Origin of the sequence: Streptomyces sp. NBC_01775 (assembly GCF_035917675.1) — a bacterium.
Classification (GTDB): Bacteria; Actinomycetota; Actinomycetes; order Streptomycetales; family Streptomycetaceae; genus Streptomyces.
Genome location: NZ_CP109104.1, coordinates 4,848,506 through 4,866,326 on the forward strand (window position 1 = coordinate 4,848,506; position 17,821 = coordinate 4,866,326).

A 17,821-nucleotide genomic window follows, 5' to 3' on the forward strand; every position below is an offset into this window, starting at 1 on the left:
GTCCGGTGCAGTCGATTGCGATCCCCTGGGATCCCAAGGGATCCCGGCGATCTCGCGGATCCGGCGCGCTCCGGCTCAGTTGGCGCCTATCTTCGTCAGCAGGTCGACGATCCTGGACTGGACCTCGCCGCTGGTGGAGCGCTCCGCCAAGAAGAGCACCGTTTCGCCCGAGGCCAGCCGGGGCAGCTCGCCCGGATCCATGTCGGCGGAGGTGTAGACGACGAACGGGGTGCGGTTCAGCAGCCCGTTGACCCGCAGCCAGTCGATGATGCCCGCACGTCGGCGCCGTACCTGCATCAGGTCCATCACCACGAGGTTCGGCCTGACCTGGGCCGCGACATTCACGGCCTCCGCGTCCGTCGGCGCGTGCGCGACCTGCATGCCGCGCCGCTCCAGCGTCGCCGCGAAGGCTCCCGCGATGGCCTGATGCTCCTCGACCAGCAGCACCCTGGGCGGGTGCTGCTCGCTGTCGCGCGGAGCCAGTGCCTTGAGCAGCACGGCCGGATCGGCGCCGTACGCCGCCTCGCGCGTCGCCTGTCCCAGACCCGCCGTCACCAGCACCGGCACCTCGGCGGCGACCGCCGCGGTGCGCAGCGACTGGAGCGCGGTCCTGGTGATCGGGCCGGTGAGCGGGTCGACGAAGAGCGCGGCGGGATAGGCCGCGATCTGCGCGTCGACCTCCTCGCGCGAGTGCACGAGGACGGGACGGTAGCCGCGATCGGAGAGCGCCTGCTGGGTGGACACGTCCGGCTCCGGCCAGACGAGCAGCCGTCGCGGATTGTCGAGCGGCTCGGGCGGCAGCTCGTCGTCCCTGGCGTACGGGGGCATGCTGAGCCCGCGCCCGTCGGAGACCTCGACCGGGCTGTCGGGCCCGTCCAGCGGCTCCGGCCCCTCGGTGAGCGACGGCCCGACGGAGGCGCCGATCGCGAACTGCTGCGGGCCGGTGCCGTTCCCCGTGCCGTTCTGCGGCTGCGGCTGCGGCTGCTGAGGCTGAGGTTGCGAGTGTGGCTGGGGTCGGGGCTGGGGCTGGGGCATGGGGCCCGGCAGCGGACCGGCACCGGGCGGGTTCTGCCCGGGAACGGCCGGGGGCTGGGCTCCGCCCTGCTGCGCGGGCCGGCCCTGGGGCCGACCCGTTGACTGTGTGCCGGGCTGAGGCCGAGCGGGGGCGCCGGTCTCGGCCTGTGCTTGGCCCTGCTCCTGGCCTCGGCCTTGCCCCTGGGCCTGTCCGCCCTGTCCGCCCTGTCCGCTTTGTTCGTGCGCTGCCTGTCCCTGCCCGCGCGCCGCCTGCCCCGCAGGCCCGGTCTGTTCCTGACCCGGCGCGGCCTCTTCCTGCCGCTCCTGCGGAGTGGCCAGCTTCCGCCGGCGGCCGGAACCGGCGGGCGCGGGGGGAGTGGACGGTGTGGACGGTATGGCCGAAGCGGGCGAGGACGCCGGGGGAGGCTGACCGTGCCACTGGTGCGCGGCCTGTTCGGCCATCCGTTCGGTGAACGGCATCCCCTGGCCCAGCGTCCTGACGAGCGGACCCTGTTCGGAGCCGTACGGGCCGGAGCCGCCCGTGCCGCTCTGGCCGTGCTCCGGCATGGGTGGGCTCTGGGGAAGTTGGGGCAGCTGGTGCTGTGGGTACGACCCGCCCAGGATCGGGCTCGCCGCGACCACCGAGTGCTCCGCACGCCGCCGCTCGGCCTCGGCTTGGGCCTCAGCCTCGGCTTGGGCCCCGTCCTGTTGGGGCTGTTCTTCTACGGAGGCGGCGGCGGAGGCTGAGGCGGGGGAAGTGGGGGAGGAAGCATCCGAGGCGGGGGAGGAAGCGGGGCTGCCCACTCCGTTCAGGCCGTACCCGAACGAGGCGGCGTCCGGCTCTCCCACGCCGGCACCGGAACCAGCCTCGGCACTCGATCCCACGCCCGGCCCCGCGCCCGACCCCATACCTGGCCCCGAGCCCGAGCTGGGCTCTTCCTCGGCGGCGGGCCCCGGCGGCAGCGCGAACGGCGCGTGCTGCGGCCCCTGCTGGGCCTCCGCTTCGGCCTGCGCCCGCGCACGCGCTGCGGCAATGCGCCGCGCCCTGCGCCCGCCACCACTGACCGCCGGCAGCTCCAGCTCGCTGGAGACCGAACTCTGCTCCCCTTCGCTTCCGCCTGCCTCGTACGACACCTGAGCACCGGATGCCTCGTGCGCCGCGAGTGATCCGCCATCAGTCTCGACAGCCTCACCCGGGCCAAGGGCATCGGGCGTCACATCTGTGCGGGCCTCGGCCGGGTCGGCCAACGTCCGCCGGGCGCGCCGCCCCGCGCTCTGTGCCGGTACGGACACATTGCCGCCGCCCGCCGGCGGCAGCGCGAGGGCTCCGGCTCCGCTGCCGGCTCCAGTACCGCGCGTGCTCTCGCCCGCGCCGGAAGCCAGTTCGTGCTGGTCGTGCTGTTCGTACTGTTCCGGCAGCTCGTGCTGCTCCTCCGCAGGGCTCGGCCGTCCGCGCCGGCGCCCCGTGGGCCGGGGGATTTCGACGGCCTCGAAGCCCTCGCCGTACGAGGACTCCTGTGCCGGGACGCGAGGCCCCTGGGCGGAAGCCTGCGCCGAGCCCTCGTCGCCGATACTCGACGGGGCAGCCCCGGACTCGCTCCCCGGCCGGGCTCCCGGCCCCAACTCGGCCCTGCCCTGTCCGGCCCTGCCCTGTCCGGGCCTGCCCTGTCCGGGCCTGCCCTGTCCGGGCCGGCCTTGCGCGGGCCGGCCCGGGTCGAGCGTGTCGTGCACGGGCCTGCCCTGTCCGGGCACCGCAGGCCCGGCCTGCTCCGGCCCAGCCGTGGTCCCGGGCCCGACCCCGGCACCAGTACCGCGGCCACCAGTACCGCCGGCCCCAGCGCCCGAGCCCGGCCCGAGCTCATGGCTCTGCCGGGGATCCGGCACCTGGCCGAGCCCCGGGGGCCCCTGCCGGGGGTCCGGCGCGGGTTCCAGCTGAAGCGCGTTTCCCGAACCCGCGCGGACGCCGCCGCCATCACCGCTTCCGCCCGGCCCGAAGCTTCCGGCACCGCTTCCGCTTGGCGTTCCGCTTCCGCCCGAGGAGCCCTCTGGGCCTCCCGGGCCGCCCGAACCCGCCGCTTCCCACGCACCCCGACCACTACCGGTCCTGGGCCCACTACCGGTCTCGGACCCACCACCGGCCCCGGGACCGGAACCCGGGCCCTCTCCCCGGTCGTGCTCCGGGCCCCACACCTGCCCCGCCGTACCGCGTGCCGGTGCGGCGGGAGCGGGCATCAACGTCGTCTCGCCGGTCTCCGGCCCGCGCACCGTATTGAACCCGGCCCCCGCGAGGGCCCCGCCGCCACCGGCCGTGTCGCCGACAGCACCGCCCTCACTGCCGTCACCGACGCCCCGCGCATGACCGTGGCCCCGGCCTCCCGTGCTGCCGGGCCCCCGGCCCCGGGCGTGGCTGCCGCCGCCTCCCGTGCCGCCCCCGGTGTCCCCGTCAGTGCCGGGGCCGACGTGCTCACCCTCTGCGCGGGCGCGCGCCCGCGCACGGGGCCGCCCCGAACCGGACGCGTTCCCAGGCGCCGCGACGACCGGTACCTCCAGCACATACGCGCTGCCCCCCGCCGCACCCGGTACCTCGTGGGTCTGAAGGACGCCGCCGTGCCGGGTGATGATGCCGCGCACCAGCGGCTCGTGGACGGGGCTGCCGCCGCCGTACGGGCCGCGTACCTCGATGCGCACGACGTCCCCGCGCTGCGCTGCCGCGACCACGATCGTCGGGTCGACACCCGGCGGCGGCGCGGCCGGTGTGCGGCCCGTCGCGTCCACGCCCGCCACGTCGGCGATGAGGTGCGCCAGCGCGACCGCGAGCCGTTCCGGATCCACTTCCGCTTCTATCGGCGGAGCGTGCACGGCGAACTGCGCCCGCCCCGGCCCGATCAGCTCGATGGCGCCCTCGACGCCGGCGGAGACCACCGCGTCCATCGGCACCGACTCGCAGCTGAGCCGTTCTTGTCCGGCATCCAGCCGCTGGTAGCTGAGGACGTTGTCGACGAGCGTCGTCATCCGGGCATAACCGGCGGACAGGTTGTGGAGGATCTGGTTCGCCTCGGGCCACAGCTGTCCGGCCGGGTCGGAGGCGAGCCCCGCCAGTTCGCCGCGCAGCTGCTCCAGCGGCCCGCGCAGCGATTCCTCCAGCAACGCGCGCAGCTGGGACTGGCGCGCGGAGACCTCGTCGTAGGGGCGCCGGTCCGCGAAGGTCAGCACCGCGCCGACCAGTTGTTCGCCGTCCCGCACCGGCGCCGTCGTCATGTCGACCGGCACCGCGCGCCCGTCCTTCGCCCACAGCACCTGCCCCACGCGCATCCGGTGCTTGCGGCCCGAGCGCAGGGTGTCGGCGAGCGGCGTCTCCTCGTACGGGAGGGGACTGCCGTCGGGGCGCGAGTGGTGGACGAGGGGATGGAGCCGCTGCCCGCCCAGATCGCTCGCGCGGTATCCCAGTATCTGAGCAGCCGCCGGATTGACGAGGACGACGTTGCCCTCGGCGTCGACGCCGACCACGCCCTCCGAGGCGGCCCGCAGGATCATCTCGGTCTGCCGCTGCTGGCGCGCCAGTTCGGCCTCGGTGTCGAGGGTGCCGGTGAGGTCGCGTACGACGAGCATCAGCAACTCGTCGCCGGTGTAACCGCCCTGCCCGGTGACGCTGTGGTCGGCGAACGCCGCCTCGATGGCCGAGGCGTAGGGCGTCCGTCCGTCCTCAAGGTTCGCGCTGGTCACCTCGACCGGGAACTCGGTGCCGTCCGTACGCCGCGCGACCATCCGGGTCGGCTTCTGGCGGTCCTGCGCCTGGGCGGCGGCCTCTTCGGGGCGGCGCATCGACCCGGGGATCCGCTTCGAGTCGAACTCGGGAAGCAGATCGAGCAGGCCGCGACCCACGAGAGCCGTGCCGGGCGTCTCGAAGGCTTCCAGCGCGATCGTGTTGGCGTTGACCACCGTGCCGTTGCAGTTCACCAGAAGCAGTGCGTCGGGCAGGGCGTCGAGTATGGCGGCGAGGCGAGCAGCGCCTCGGGATGGCCTGCTGCTCACGGCGACAATTCCTCCCTGCTGACCTCACGGTGCTCGTGACCATCCGCCCGTTTCTTCCTCGTTGGTCCGGTCGGGCCACGACTGCCAGTCTGCCGTTCGCCCCGGGCGTGTCACTAGGGGGGAGTCTACGGGCAGCGGTGGTGCGCGCGGCGGCGGATGTGGGGGAGGCCGGTGGAGGAGCGACACCGATGCCCGCACACGTGACCGAACGGTCCATCACATGCGCTCTTGTACGCCGATGGGTGGCTTACGGGGTCTTGGGGTGCGGTCCTACGCGGCCTTCGCATACGGATATATCGGGCCTTACGAGTTCTTGCCGAGGCCTTACCGAGGTCTTATGAGGTCTTACGAGGTCTTGGGAAGTGCGGGGACCAGGCTGTTCCAGCGCTCGATCTCACAGCCGTTGCTCCGCTTGAAGCGGGCGTCGACCTTCCGCCCGTGCCAGGTGCCGGTGACGCGCGCCGTGGCGGGGCCGCCGTAGACCATCGTGCAGATGGCGTCCGAGGACACCGGTTCGAACGGGTTCTTGCCGCCGGATGTCGCGTGCTCCAGCGCCGCGCACGCGCGGCCGGGCGCTGGGTGGTCACCGCCGGCGGGCCGGCAGCGGACGGTGTACGAGCCGTCGAGCGCGGCGTTGCCGCTGTCGGCGACGGTGAAGGTGAGGTGGTCCTTGGAGCGGACGGCGCCGGGGGAGGTGGCGCTCGCGGTGGTGGCGCTCTCGGAGGCGGCGCTCGCGCTCGCCGGAGTGACGCTCGGGGAGATGGCGCTCGCTGGGCCCGCGAGGCCGAGGAGGGCGACGGCTGTGACGGCCAGGACGGTGACGGTACGGCGCGGCATACGTGCTCCAGGTGTTGCGGGCGGTGCCCGTGGTGGCGCTGGGCTGAGTGTTGACGGGGGGCGAGTCCTTTTGAGTGAGAGGCCGCGTGGAGCCGTCCCCTCGACTCCCTAACGCCCGTCGCGCCGCGCCGTTGCGCACGGGATCGGCCATGTTCGCCCGGCTTCGACCGGATTCGCCCCCCGTCGACGTCCTGCCCCGCCTCGGGGAGGCGTCCCGCGTCGGCGTCCCGCGTCGGCGTCCCGGTCCCGGGCGGGCGCCCCGTCGCCCGCTGAGCCCTCCGCTCCACGTCATCCGGCTAACGCTTTGCCCAGGGGTCCAGGGACCGAGTACTGTAGAGCCGATTGGAGACAGCCCCAGGGGCTGTGCCATCATCAGCACACACCTCACCACCCTTCGGGGAGCGGCTGAGTGTGTCTGGAGGCTTCGCCTAGTCTGGTCTATGGCGCCGCACTGCTAATGCGGTTTGGGGTGATCCCCCATCCCGGGTTCAAATCCCGGAGCCTCCGCTTCTGATCTTCAAGATCACCGAAGCCCCGGCCCTATCGGCTGGGGCTTCTGTCGTTCGTGGCCCGCAGACGCCGACCGAGGATCCGCCGGGCCGCCGTCCAGGCCCCAGAGCCACGTTTGGGCAGGTCAGAGCCCCTATATGAATAGGATTTCGCCTCGCGTCGCAGGTCATGTAATGTTGTTCCCGCAACGCCGCACGGCACGAAAGTCGCCGGAAAGCAAGCGCTCGTAGCTTAACGGATAGAGCATCTGACTACGGATCAGAAGGTTGCAGGTTCGAATCCTGCCGAGCGCGCAGTCCAGAGCCCCCGGGGTCATCCCGGGGGCTCTTGTGTGTGGTCGCATCGCAGCGAAGTGCCGCAGCCGTTCTGATCTGGTGCGGTGGGGTCAGTCTTGTACGCCCAGGTCCTCGCGCATCAGTTGGCGCATGGCGGCGAGCAGGGGGTCGCCGTCGGCGGTGAGGGTGCGCCGGACCGAATCCGCGTCTTCGCCGTCGCGCGCCAGGTTCCGGTCCAGGCGCTTTACGGTGGCATCGACCTTGGCGAGTACCTGGTTGACGGCGCGGGATGCCTCCAGGATCCGCTCCGGGACGATCATCTGGGCTTCCGCGTAACGCTCCCGATAGTCGAGCCGGGCCTCCTCCAGTGCTGTACGTTCCTGGTCGGTGTACACGCCGTCGCGCAGGCGGTGCAGAGCGTCCTTGAGCAGAGTGCTGAAACGGCGAGAGGCTCGGTTCATTGCCGTGTACGCGGCGCGCCGTTCCTCGAAGAGGCGGATCCGTTCGGTCTCTTCCCGGTCCTCGGCCCGCTGTCGCGTGGCCATGCGGTGAGAGATCAGCGGCGCGAAGAGGGTTCCCAGGACGCCGACGATGGCTGTGATCATGGCTGCTATGACTGCGGTCACCGGATGACTCTAAGTTCCTCCGGGCGCGACGCTCGTCTCAGGAAGAGTGCCCGGGCGGGGCTGCCGGGGCCGGTTTTCTGGCGGCCAGGCGGCCAGGCGGCCAGGCGGCTCTTTCTCAGCGTATTCACAGGAGCCCGCAAGGTTTCTCTCACGGGCGCGGTCGATCGTGGCCGGATGAGTCGGACAGCGGTGGGGAGAGCACTACGGGTGCTCGTGGTGAACGATGAGCCTTCACGGACCGAACTGCTTCGTATGGCGCTTCGGTACGAAGGGTGGGCCGTAAGGACCGAGGGCGAGGCGCGGGCCGCTGTGCGGTGCGTGCGGGAGTGGCGGCCGGACGTACTTGTGCTCGATGTGACGCCCGGGTCGGAAGAGGGCGCGGAGGGCGGCGCTCAGGACGTGGCCGTGGCGGCCCGGGTGCGTCGGGAGTTGCCGGACGTGCCGGCGCTGTTCCTCGTCGGGCGGGACGCGGACGCGGGCGTGGGCGAGAAGTGGTTGGCGGGGCTGCGCGCCGGGGGTGACGTCTGTGTGACCGAGCCGTTCGGTGTGGACGAGGTCGTCGCGGGGCTGCGTACGCTGCTGCATCGGAAGGGCCCGCTGCGCGAACGCCCGGAGCGCGCCGGGTCGTTGCTCGTCGTCGGGGACCTGGAGCTGGACGAGGAGAGCCGCGTGGTCTCCCGTGGCGGCGACGGCATCCGGCTGACGGCCAGGGAGTTCGAGCTGCTGCGCTATCTGATGCGCAATCCGCGCAGGGTGCTCAGCAAGGCGCAGATCCTCAGCCGGGTCTGGAACTACGACTTCGGCGGACAGGCCAACGTCGTCGAGCTGTACATCTCCTACCTGCGGCGGAAGGTCGACGCGGGGCGCACGCCGATGATCCACACCAGGCGCGGCGAGGGCTACGTCCTGCGCCCCGCCGAGCCTGTCCAAAGCGACGAGCCCGTCCAAGGCGCTGAGCCCGGCCGGCCCGGCCAACGCGACGGACGGGACGGACGGGACGGACGCGCCGAGCGCGTGGGGCCGGGTGGACCGGCGCGGCGGGCGGGCGTCGCGCGGGCGCGGTGGTGAACGCACCGCGTGGGGCGGGCGGTTGGCGACGGTCACGCGTTCGACCGCATGGCCCTTACGGCGTGAGCGCACAGCCGAGCCGGCGGATACGGATTAGCATCGAGGGGGTAACGGTCCGGATCGCACCGGCCGTTTCCACCCCTTTCCGCCTTTCCGCCTTTCCGCCTTCTCTCCGGCTCCCCGAGCCGGCTCCCGAAGGAGCGCGTGCCATGAGCGACGGCAGCCGCACGAGCCGGATGCGCAGGACCAGTGTGTGGCTGGAGGAGCGGCCGGGCGCGCGCCGCAGAGCGACGGGCGCGGGCCAGGCGGAGGGCCTCGACCGGGCCAAGATCACCGCCGCCGCCGTGCGGCTGCTGGACACCGAGGGGCTGGCCGGGTTCTCCATGCGCCGGCTGGCCGCCGAGCTGGGCGTTACGGCCATGTCCGTGTACTGGTACGTCGACCGCAAGGACGATCTGCTCGAACTCGCCCTGGACGCGGTGGAGGGCGAGCTGGAGGTCCCGGACGCGGAGGCCGAAGGCGCGGACTGGCGCGAACAGTTGCGGCAGTCGGCGTCCGCGCTGCGCGGGCTGCTGAAGCGGCACCCCTGGGCCTCGGGCACGCTCGGCAGCTTCCTGAACGTCGGCCCGAGCGCGACGGCCTTCCGGCTGGGGGTGCGCCGCGTCCTGCTGCGCTCGGGGCTGCCGCAGGCGCAGGCGGACGGGGCGCTCACCTCGCTGTTCTCGTTCGTCTACGGGCACGCGGCCGTCGAGGCGAGCTGGCTCAGCCGGTGCGGCGAGGCGGGCGTCAGCTCCGAGGACTGCTTCCACGCGCTGCGGGACACGCTGGGCCGGCGGCCCGAGTACGCGGAGGGCGGTGAGGGCGTTCGCCCCCTTGAGCAGCGGGATTTCGGCGTCGCGCTCGAATGTGTGATCGCCGGTATCGAGGCCATGGCCCGCGCCGCCACCCCCGCGGACACAGAACGCGGGGCGGCCCCGAAGGACCGCCCCGCGCCCGTGATTCCCGCTCAGTCGACACCCGCCGACGGGTGAGCGCCCCGTCCCGAGCCGCTCTCCCGGGCCGCCCGTTTGAGCCGCTCACCCGAGATGCCCCGCCCGATCCGTTCACCTGAGCCGCTCAGGTGAACGGCAGCGTCTCGCCCTGCACCGCCTGGATGTCCAGGTCCACCCGCAGCGTCGTGCCGACGGCGGCGATGCCCGCGGCCACGACCTGGTTGTAGTTCATCGCGAAGTCCTGGCGCCGCAGTTCGGCCGTGGCGCGGAACGCCGCGCGCAGCCCGCCCCACGGGTCGGGGCCTGTGCCCAGGTACGACAGGTCCAGGTCCACGTCGCGCACGATGCCGTGCATCGACAGCTGCCCGTGGACCGTCCACCGGTCGGTCCCGGCCGTGTCGACGCCGGTGCTGCGGTAGGTGATGTCCGGGTAGGTCTCGATGTTGAGGAAGTCGCCCGAGCGCAGGTGCTGGTCGCGCATCTCGTTGCCCGTGGCGATGCTCTCCGCCTTGATGACGGCCTCCACGGCCGACTTGTCCGGGTCCTGGGCGATCTCGATGCGCCCGGCGAACTCGTTGAAGCGGCCGTGCACGCTGGAGATGCCCAGGTGCTGGGCGGTCGCCGCGATCGTGGAGTGCATCGGGTCGATCGTCCACGCGCCGGGCGGCGGCAGCTCCACGCCGCCTTGCCGCGCCAGCACCAGCGTGCCCAGGTCGGCCCGGCCGGAGGCCGTGACCATGGCCGTGGAGGCGGCCGGCGCGTAGCCGATGGCCGTGGCGATCACGGTGTAGGCGCCGGGGGGCAGCGGCTCGCCGCCGCGTACGACGCCCTCCTCGTCGGCCTCGGCGCGCAGCATCTGCGTGCCCGTCATGTCGGTCACGGTCAGCACGGCGTGCTGTACCGCCCAGCCGTCCCGGGTCCTGACCCGGGCCCGTACGCCGCCTGAGCCGGTGCCCCCGGATCCGGCTCCGGCGCCGCCGTCGGCTGCCGCTCCGCTTGCCCCGCCTGTCATCTCTTTCGTGCTCCTTCTCGCATACGACGGGCCCCGGCGCCACGGCGGCGGGCCGTCCCTTGCCCGCACTCGCGGGCCGTGGATGCCGGGGCCCTTCCCCGGTCCGGACCCGACGGCGCGCGCTCCGCTCGATCCGCGCGCCGTCCGGTCCGGGGGGTCACTCGTCCGGGTGGTGCAACTCGACGTCGTAAGCGTCCACTCCGGGCCCGGTCACACGCAGCGCGCTCGCCATGGGCGGGTAGCCGCTCGCGATGACCGAGTAGTCGCCCGCGTCCAGGTCGGTGAAGGCGTAGGCGCCGTCCTCACCGGTGGTGGACGTGGCGATGACATTGCCTGCCGCGTCGACCAGCGTCACCCGCGCGTCGGGCAGGGGCCTGCGGCCCGCACCCGCGCGCACGGTGCCGGTCACCCGCGCTCCCGAGGCCAGGTCGACGTCGAGCCTGGTCACGCCCTGGCCCTGCACCTCGACCGGGATCGCGGTCGGCCGGTAGCCGGCGGCGTTCACGGCGAGCGTGAAGCTGCCGGTGACCAGCTCGTCGAAGCGGTAGTCGCCCTGCTCGCCGGTGAGACCGGTGGCCAGCACCTCGCCGCGCACATCGGTGACGACGACCATGGCGCCCTGGACGGGCCCGCCGTCGACCAGCCCGCGCACCTGGCCCGCGAGGCCGCTGGTGCCCGAGAGCAGCAGGTCGTGCGCGAGCGGCTCGTCGCCGACCACGATCGTGGATGCCTGCGGCTGGTGGCCGTCGGCCGCCGCGATCAGGACGTAGGAGCCGGCGCCCGGCGCGTCCAGCCCGTAGGAGCCGTCGGCGTGGGCGACGGAGCGGCCCAGCTGACGCCCGCTGAGCGAGATCAGCGTGACGGCGGCCCTGGCGACCCCGAGGCCGTCGGCGTTACGGACCGTCCCGTAGACCCCGTACCCGTTCGCGGGCATCGGCGCCGAGGGCTGTGGCGGTTGTGCGGCTGCCATTGCTGCGTACTCCCTGAACTGCTGGGTCTCTCCCCCCGGCTGAGCGGGCTGGACCACCGGCTGCGGGGCCGTGCGCTCGACGGCCGGGCCGGCCCCGGGGGACAGGGCTGCCACGTCCGCCACGGGTCCTGCTGCCGCCATCGCCGGCTGCTGCTGGGGCTCCTTGTCCTGCTCGATGCCGGAGGTGGTCCGCAGCGGGACCTCCCGGATGAACAGGACGCAGAGCAGGCTGAGCAGTGCGACGGGCGCGGCGTACAGGTAGATGTCGCCGATGCCGTGGCCGTAGGAGCTCTCCACGACGGTGCGTACCGGTCCGGGGAGCTTGTCCAGGTCGGGCAGGGCGCTGCCGCCGCCACCGGTGGCTCCGCCGCCCTTCATGCCGAGCTTGGCGAAGCCGTCCTCCATGTAGTGGGTGATCCGGTTGGAGAGCACGGCGCCGAGCGCCGAGACACCGACCGCACCGCCCAGGGAACGGAAGAAGTTGACGGTGGAGCTGGCGGATCCGAGGTCCTCGGGCTTCACCTGGTTCTGGGTGGCCAGCACCAGGTTCTGCATCATCATGCCGACGCCGAGGCCGAGCAGGACCATGAAGATGGCCATGTGCCAGTACGTCGTGTCGTAGCGCAGGGTGCCCAGCAGGCCCAGGCCCGCGGTCATGAACACGCCGCCGGCGCACAGCCACAGCTTCCACTTGCCGGTGCGGGTGATGACCTGGCCCGAGACGGTGGTGGAGACGAACAGGCCCGCGATCATCGGGATCGTCATGACACCGGCCATCGTCGGCGACTTGCCGCGTGCCAGCTGGAAGTACTGGCTGAGGAAGACCGTCGCGCCGAACATCGCGATGCCCACGAACAGGGAGGCGACGGCGGCCAGCGTGATGGTGCGGTTGCGGAACAGCCGCAGCGGGATGATCGGCTCCTTGGCCTTCGACTCGACGAGCACGAAGATCAGGGCGAGCACGATCGCTCCGCCGACCATCGCGTAGGTCTGCCAGGAGATCCAGTCGTACTTGTCACCGGCGAAGGTGACCCACAGCAGCAGCGTGCAGGCCGCCGCCGCGATGAAGAACGCGCCGAGCCAGTCGACCTTGACGCCCTGCCGCTTGACCACGGGCAGGTGCAGGGTCTTCTGGAGCACGATCAGCGCGATGATCGCGAACGGGACGCCGACGTAGAAGCACCAGCGCCAGCCGAGCCAGCTGGTGTCGGTGATCACGCCGCCGAGCAGCGGGCCGCCGACGGTGGCGATGGCGAACGTCGCGCCGAGGTAGCCGCTGTACCGCCCGCGCTCACGCGGGGAGATCATGGCGGCCATGCAGATCTGGGCCAGGGCGGAGAGTCCGCCCATGCCTATGCCCTGGAACACGCGGAAGATGATCAACGTGCTCGCGCTCTGCGACAGACCGGCTCCCGCCGAGGAGAGCACGAAGACGATCAGCGCGAGCTGCACCAGCAGCTTCTTGCTGAACAGGTCGGCGAGCTTGCCCCAGAGCGGGGTGCTCGCGGTCATCGCCAGCAGCGAGGCCGTCACGACCCAGGTGTAGGAGCTCTGGCTGCCGTTCAGATCCGAGATGATCTTGGGCAGCGCGGTCGAGACGATCGTCGACGACAAGATGGCGACGAACATGCCGAGCAGCAGCCCGGACAGCGCCTCCATGATCTGCCGGTGGGTCATCGGTGCGTCGCCTGCGGTGTCCCCGGATGCCGGTGGGGCGGCTGAGGTCTGGGCGGCGGGGGCCGACTGCGCGTGCTGGCCGTGTGCCGCGTGTCGAGCCCCGCCATTGGCCCCCTGCACGGCGTCGCGGGGCCCCCCGGCCGGCGGCTGGGGTCGGGTTGTTGCCATTCGGCGTCCTTCTTACTCAGTGTGATGCGGTGGTGTGCGTTTCGGGGAGCCCGCCGCGGGCGCGGCAGTCTCCGAAGCTCGTGCGGAGCCGGCTGAGCAGCGTGTTGAGCTGGGCGACGTCGTCGTCGCTCCAGTCGTGCAGGTGGGCCGCGAGCGACTCGACGGTCTGTGTCGACAGCTCGTCCAGGAGCCGTTCGCCCGTCTCGCTGATGCGCAGCAGCCGCGAGCGGCCGTCCTGGGGGTCGGGGTGGCGCTCGATCCAGCCGCGGTCGGCGACGTGCGTGACATGCCTGCTGGTGACCGACATGTCGATGGCCATCAGCTCTGCCAACTGGCTGGTGCGCATTTCCCCGTGCTTGTGCAAAAGCATCAGTACGGCCGCCGAGGCGGGCGGGCACTCCGGGGGGAGTCCGCGTGCCATCTCGCGTTTGACGGCGCCTATGGCGCTGATCTGCCGTGCCAGCTCCTCGTACTGACTGCGTTCGGCCATCTGCACCCCATGAACTTGTTGCTTAAGGCAACCATAAAGTGATTGGTTGCTGTAGGCAAGTTGATTCCGGGCAACCGGTGCAAACAATCAGCAAAGCCTGAGTGCGCATCCCTTCAACGGCCGGTCAAGAAGCCCGGAGAGCCCAGGTGGGGCCTGGGCTGTGCGGGGCCGGACGGGTTCGCTAGGGTCCTGATCCATGGCTCACAACCCCCAGTCGCCGCAGGGTCCCGAGGGACAGCCGGACCCGGCAGGCAACACCCAGATGTTCCGCGCCTTCGTCGACGAGGGCGCCCCGCAGCAGCAGACCCGAGGACCGGCGGTCCAGCCCTCGGCGGGACCACGCGTCGGCGTGATCCTCGCGGTCGTGATCGCGGTCGTCGTACTCGCCGGCGTCGCCTGGCTCGCCTTCGCGTAGGCGTAGGCGGCCCTCCGGCCGCGCTTCCCGGCTTCGGGGCGTGCCCCGAAGGGGCGCGGGGAACCGCGCGACCAGCCCTTACGGGCCCGCGGCCCTTACGGGCCCGCGGCCCTTACGCGCCCGCGGCCCTTACGCGCCCGCGGCCCTTACGCGCCCGTGGCCTGCAAAACACAGGCAGGGGCAGCCCCTGCTCAGCACCAGGAAAGAGGGCAACAGGAGGATCCGCCGGACCGGCCGTGGCCGCGCTCTTCGCGAGCGCGTGGATGGCGGCCGTCTCCTTGTCCCCCGGAGACCGGAATCCGGCTCCGGGGTCTTTCCGCGTGGCGGGGCGGCCCCGCGGCGGGGCGCGGCGACCATGCGGGGACGCGCTTACGGGAGCCCCGTGCCGAGCGCCGCGCCAACCGCGTCGAGCCAACGGTCCACAGGCCCCAGCGTGATCATGCCGCTGCCCGCGCCCGCCAGCTCCCCGGCCGCCGGGAGCAGCCGGGCGTGTACCCGCTCCAGCACGGGCCGGTCGCCCAGCTCCAACGCGACCGCGGCCTCCAGACAGCACAGCGCCTCGTACAGCAGATCCGCGGGCGGCTGCGGCAGGGCGCGCAGCGCGGCCCGTGCCGCCTCCGTATCGCCCTTGCGCAGCAGCGCGAACGGCTCGGCCCAGGGCCGATAGGGGCCCCACTCCTGGCCGGGACCGACGTCCAAGGCCGCCTCTGCCCCCTCTGCCCCCTCTGCCGCCTCTGCCGCCTCCGCCACTTTCGCTGTCTCTGCTCCTTCCGCCACCTTCGCCGCCTCTGCCGCCTCGCGCGCTGAGCGGGTGCCGTCCGCCAGGCTCAGACACAGCAGTGCGAGCGGCAGCAGGCCGTCGCGTACGCCCGGCATCCCGGCCGTGTCCAGCCGCGCGGCGGCGGCCCGGCAGGCCGCCTCGGCACGGGACAGGTGCCCGGACGCGGCCAGCCGCAGCGCCCCGTACCACTGCGTGAAGACGCCCACCAGCGGCAGCTCGTGGTGCGCGGCCAGCCGGTCGGCCGCCGCGGCGTGCGCGTCCGCCGCGGGGAAGTCGCCCAGCGCGGCGCGGGCCTGAAGCCGGATCAGGTGGCCCAGTACCTCGAACGTCACCAGCCCGTGCCGGGCCGCCAGCGCGACCAGCTCCCCGCCGACCTCGTCCCGCCGGGGCGCCATACCGGCGCGGGTGCAGGACTGCATGAACACCCCGTTGAGACAGAACGCCAGCAGCGCGGGATCATCCAGCCCCCGCGCGATCCGCTCGGCCTCGCGCGCGGCCCGGGGACCACGCGGAGAGCGGGTCCCCCGCGACTCCACCGCGACGGTGGCCAGCAGACGGCAGCGCGCGGGGTCGTACGGGGACTCCAGGGGCTCCAGGGACCCCGAGGGCTCCGCCGGGCGGCCTCGTGGGTCGTCGGCGGCGAGGGCGGTGCGGGCGGCGAGCGTGCGTTCGGCTGCCGCGACGATTCGGCGGGCCAGTTCGGGGTCGTCGCTGCGGGGCCAGATCGCGGGGACGTCGAAGGCGCCGATCACCCGGGACGTCAGCTCGGGATCGCCGCTCTCCTCCGCCACCCGGATCGCCGCCATACGGTGCTCGCGGGCGGCCTCCAGTCCGCTGCCGCCGGTCACGGCCAGGTTCCGGATCAGGCCGACCGTCGACTCCAGCCGGGCGCGCGCCCCGGCGGCGACCGTGCGGTCGTAGTCCTCGGCAGCGCGCGCCCACAGCCGGGCGGCCGAGGCCGAGGCGCCCGAGGGGAGGTCGAGGCCGGGATCCTGGGCGAGGACGTCCGCTTCCAGGCGGCGCAGCCGTGGCCCGGGGTCCACCCCGAGCCGGTCAGCCAGCGCCGCGCGGGCCCGGCGCAGTACCGCGAGCGCGTCCCCCTGGCGGCCCGAGCGGTACAGCGCCAGCGCCAGCAGCCGCCAGGCGTCCTCGCGCCAGGGGTGACCGGCCAGCCGCGCCTCCAGGTCGGGCACGGCCTCGGCGGCCCGGCCCAGCGCCAACAGCGCCTCGGCGCGCTGTTCCTCCGCCCACAGCCGCAGCTCGGCCAGCCGGGAGCGCTCGCCGCGTGCCCAGCTCTCCTCCGCGAACTCCGCGTACGCGGGGCCCCGCCACAGCCCCAGCCCTTCCCGCAGCCGCTCCAGCGCCTGGGCGGGCGGCAGCGAAGCGGCGGAGCCGGTGGCCGTCTCGAAGCGCCAGGCGTCCACCGCGTCCGGCTCGGCCCGCAGCGCGTAGCCGGGGCCCTCGGTGACCAGCAGCCGGGCGGGTGTTCGGGGCCTGCGGTCGGGTTCCAGGACGCGGCGCAGCGCGGCCACGAAAGTCTGTACGGCTCCCACAGCGCCCGCCGGAGGCTCGTCCCACAGGTCCTCGACCAGCCGGGCGATGGGGACGACCCGGCGGCGGGCCACCAGCAGCCGCGCCAGTACGGCCCGGTGGCGGGGGCCCTTCAGCGCGAGCACCCCGCTGTCGCCCTCGGCCACCACAGGCCCGAGCACACCGAACGTGACCCGCTCCATCCGCACCTCCCGGCCGCCCGACAGCTCTTCCGGGCCCCGGCCTTCCGGGCCCCGGCCTTCCGAGTCCTGGCCCTCCGAGTCCCGGCCTTCCGGGCCCGGATCCTCCCCCGGTCCCGGCCGTTCCGAGCCCGCCAGGGCCCCGTCACCGTACGCGCTGACCGGTTGCTGATTCGTACGCGGCAGCCTCGTACGTGTCCACCGCCCGGACGGGCCCCACCGGCCGCAGCCGGTCCGCAGCCGGGCCCCACCGGCCGCAGAAGGTTCCCATCCGGTCCGCGGCCGACCCGTGCCCGGTCCGCGGCCGACCCGTGCCCGGTCCGCGATCAACGAGAGCAGCGCACCATGACACCGACCATTCCCGACTTCGACCAGCGGCGCGTCCCCGCCGCCGACGGGGTCGCCCTCAACGTCGCCGTCGGCGGCTCGGGCAGCCCTCTCGTGCTGCTGCACGGCTACCCGCAGACCCATCTGATGTGGCGGCACGTGGCGACCGCGCTCGCGGCCGAGCACACCGTCATCTGCCCCGACCTGCGCGGCTACGGCGCCAGCGACAAGCCGGCCGGGACCGGGCCCGACGTCTACTCCAAGCGCACCATGGCCGCCGACATCGTCGCCGTGGCCCGCGAGCTGGGGCACGAGCGCTTCGCGCTGGCCGGGCACGACCGGGGCGCCCTGGTTGCCTTCCGCGCCGGGCTCGACCACCCCGGCACGGTGACGCACCTGGCCTGCCTGGACGTGCTGCCGACCCTGGAGATGTGGGAGGCGCTGCACGGCACCGGCGCGGCCGTCGGCTTCCATCTCTACTTGATGGCGCAGCCTCCGGGCTTGCCCGAACAGCTGATCGGCGCCGCGCCGGACCTCTTCTTCGGCCACTTCCTCGACCTGTGGAACAACGACCCGGACGCCTTCCCCGCCGACGTCCGCGCCGCCTACCTGGACGCCTGCCGCGCCGCCGTGCCCTCGATCGTGGCCGACTACCGGGCCTCGGCCGGCATCGACGTCGAACACGACCTGGCCGACCGGAAGGCGGGCGGCCGGCTCCGCATGCCGGTCACCGTCCTCCAGCAGGACTGGGGGGCCGCGCTGGGCTACGACGCGGCGGCGCAGTGGCGGCCCTGGGCGCCCGACCTGCACCACGCCACGGTCACCTGCGGCCACTTCATGGCAGAGGAAGCCCCTGAGGAGATCACCACGGCGCTGCGGGACCTCCTGGCCCGCTGA

Annotated in this window: 10 protein-coding genes, 2 tRNA genes and 1 pseudogene; 6 read left to right on the forward strand and 7 right to left on the reverse strand. The window is 73.2% G+C overall.

The features are described from left to right. Nucleotides 1–75: 75 nt before the first annotated feature. Together OHB04_RS21590 and OHB04_RS21595 are read right to left on the reverse strand one after the other, a co-directional pair. A complete protein-coding gene (locus tag OHB04_RS21590) occupies nt 76–5,046 on the reverse strand; it encodes a hybrid sensor histidine kinase/response regulator (RefSeq protein ID WP_326808059.1) in 4,971 nt (1,656 codons plus the stop codon). A gap of 345 nt (nt 5,047–5,391) precedes the next feature. Further along, on the reverse strand, nt 5,392–5,883 hold the full coding sequence (locus OHB04_RS21595) for an SSI family serine proteinase inhibitor (RefSeq protein ID WP_326808060.1): 492 nt from the start codon (nt 5,881–5,883) through the stop codon (nt 5,392–5,394). Nucleotides 5,884–6,300: 417 nt separating this feature from the next. Here OHB04_RS21595 and OHB04_RS21600 point away from each other — a divergent pair. Both OHB04_RS21600 and OHB04_RS21605 read left to right on the forward strand, forming a co-directional pair. Further along, nucleotides 6,301–6,390: transfer RNA gene (locus OHB04_RS21600), tRNA-Ser, on the forward strand. Nucleotides 6,391–6,613: 223 nt separating this feature from the next. Next, a tRNA-Arg gene (locus OHB04_RS21605) sits at nt 6,614–6,686 on the forward strand. A gap of 92 nt (nt 6,687–6,778) precedes the next feature. Here the strand turns inward: OHB04_RS21605 and OHB04_RS21610 are convergent. Then, nucleotides 6,779–7,294: a hypothetical protein gene (locus OHB04_RS21610; protein ID WP_326808061.1), complete on the reverse strand. Its 516-nt coding sequence runs from the start codon at nt 7,292–7,294 to the stop codon at nt 6,779–6,781. A gap of 174 nt (nt 7,295–7,468) precedes the next feature. Between OHB04_RS21610 and OHB04_RS21615 the strand changes: the two are divergent. Both OHB04_RS21615 and OHB04_RS21620 read left to right on the forward strand, forming a co-directional pair. Continuing rightward, a pseudogene (locus OHB04_RS21615) lies at nt 7,469–8,215 on the forward strand (response regulator transcription factor); the annotation flags it as partial. A 356-nt stretch (nt 8,216–8,571) separates the two neighbouring features. Further along, a complete protein-coding gene (locus OHB04_RS21620; protein ID WP_326689357.1) occupies nt 8,572–9,393 on the forward strand; it encodes a TetR/AcrR family transcriptional regulator in 822 nt (273 codons plus the stop codon). An 85-nt stretch (nt 9,394–9,478) separates the two neighbouring features. On the opposite strand, the gene OHB04_RS21625 is transcribed toward OHB04_RS21620, so the two are convergent. From OHB04_RS21625 to OHB04_RS21635, 3 genes are all read right to left on the reverse strand, one after another. Continuing rightward, nucleotides 9,479–10,366 (reverse strand): YceI family protein, encoded by an 888-nt coding sequence (locus OHB04_RS21625; RefSeq protein ID WP_326689358.1) that lies wholly within the window; start codon nt 10,364–10,366, stop codon nt 9,479–9,481. Nucleotides 10,367–10,523: 157 nt separating this feature from the next. Next, nucleotides 10,524–13,181 carry an MFS transporter gene (locus OHB04_RS21630; RefSeq protein WP_405804434.1) on the reverse strand — a complete coding sequence of 886 codons (2,658 nt, stop codon included), beginning with the start codon at nt 13,179–13,181 and terminating at the stop codon, nt 10,524–10,526. Between the two features lie 16 nt (nt 13,182–13,197). After that, nucleotides 13,198–13,671, reverse strand: coding sequence for a MarR family winged helix-turn-helix transcriptional regulator (locus OHB04_RS21635; protein WP_326689360.1), 474 nt, complete (start codon nt 13,669–13,671; stop codon nt 13,198–13,200). A gap of 196 nt (nt 13,672–13,867) precedes the next feature. Here OHB04_RS21635 and OHB04_RS21640 point away from each other — a divergent pair, with 196 nt between their 5' ends. Beyond that, entirely contained in the window at nt 13,868–14,086 is a 219-nt protein-coding gene (locus OHB04_RS21640; protein ID WP_326689361.1) for a hypothetical protein, read from the forward strand. Between the two features lie 369 nt (nt 14,087–14,455). On the opposite strand, the gene OHB04_RS21645 is transcribed toward OHB04_RS21640, so the two are convergent. Beyond that, nucleotides 14,456–16,600: an AfsR/SARP family transcriptional regulator gene (locus tag OHB04_RS21645; RefSeq protein ID WP_326808062.1), complete on the reverse strand. Its 2,145-nt coding sequence runs from the start codon at nt 16,598–16,600 to the stop codon at nt 14,456–14,458. Between the two features lie 342 nt (nt 16,601–16,942). Here OHB04_RS21645 and OHB04_RS21650 point away from each other — a divergent pair, with 342 nt between their 5' ends. Continuing rightward, nucleotides 16,943–17,821, forward strand: coding sequence for an alpha/beta fold hydrolase (locus tag OHB04_RS21650; protein ID WP_326689363.1), 879 nt, complete (start codon nt 16,943–16,945; stop codon nt 17,819–17,821).

Coding starts and splice junctions, on each gene's coding strand:
- OHB04_RS21595 (WP_326808060.1), bottom strand. CDS start 5,883: ATGCCGCGCCGTACCGTCACCGTCCTGGCCGTCACAGCCGTCGCCCTC.
- OHB04_RS21620 (WP_326689357.1), top strand. CDS start 8,572: ATGAGCGACGGCAGCCGCACGAGCCGGATGCGCAGGACCAGTGTGTGG.
- OHB04_RS21625 (WP_326689358.1), bottom strand. CDS start 10,366: ATGACAGGCGGGGCAAGCGGAGCGGCAGCCGACGGCGGCGCCGGAGCC.
- OHB04_RS21630 (WP_405804434.1), bottom strand. CDS start 13,181: ATGGCAACAACCCGACCCCAGCCGCCGGCCGGGGGGCCCCGCGACGCC.
- OHB04_RS21635 (WP_326689360.1), bottom strand. CDS start 13,671: ATGGCCGAACGCAGTCAGTACGAGGAGCTGGCACGGCAGATCAGCGCC.
- OHB04_RS21640 (WP_326689361.1), top strand. CDS start 13,868: ATGGCTCACAACCCCCAGTCGCCGCAGGGTCCCGAGGGACAGCCGGAC.
- OHB04_RS21645 (WP_326808062.1), bottom strand. CDS start 16,600: ATGGAGCGGGTCACGTTCGGTGTGCTCGGGCCTGTGGTGGCCGAGGGC.
- OHB04_RS21650 (WP_326689363.1), top strand. CDS start 16,943: ATGACACCGACCATTCCCGACTTCGACCAGCGGCGCGTCCCCGCCGCC.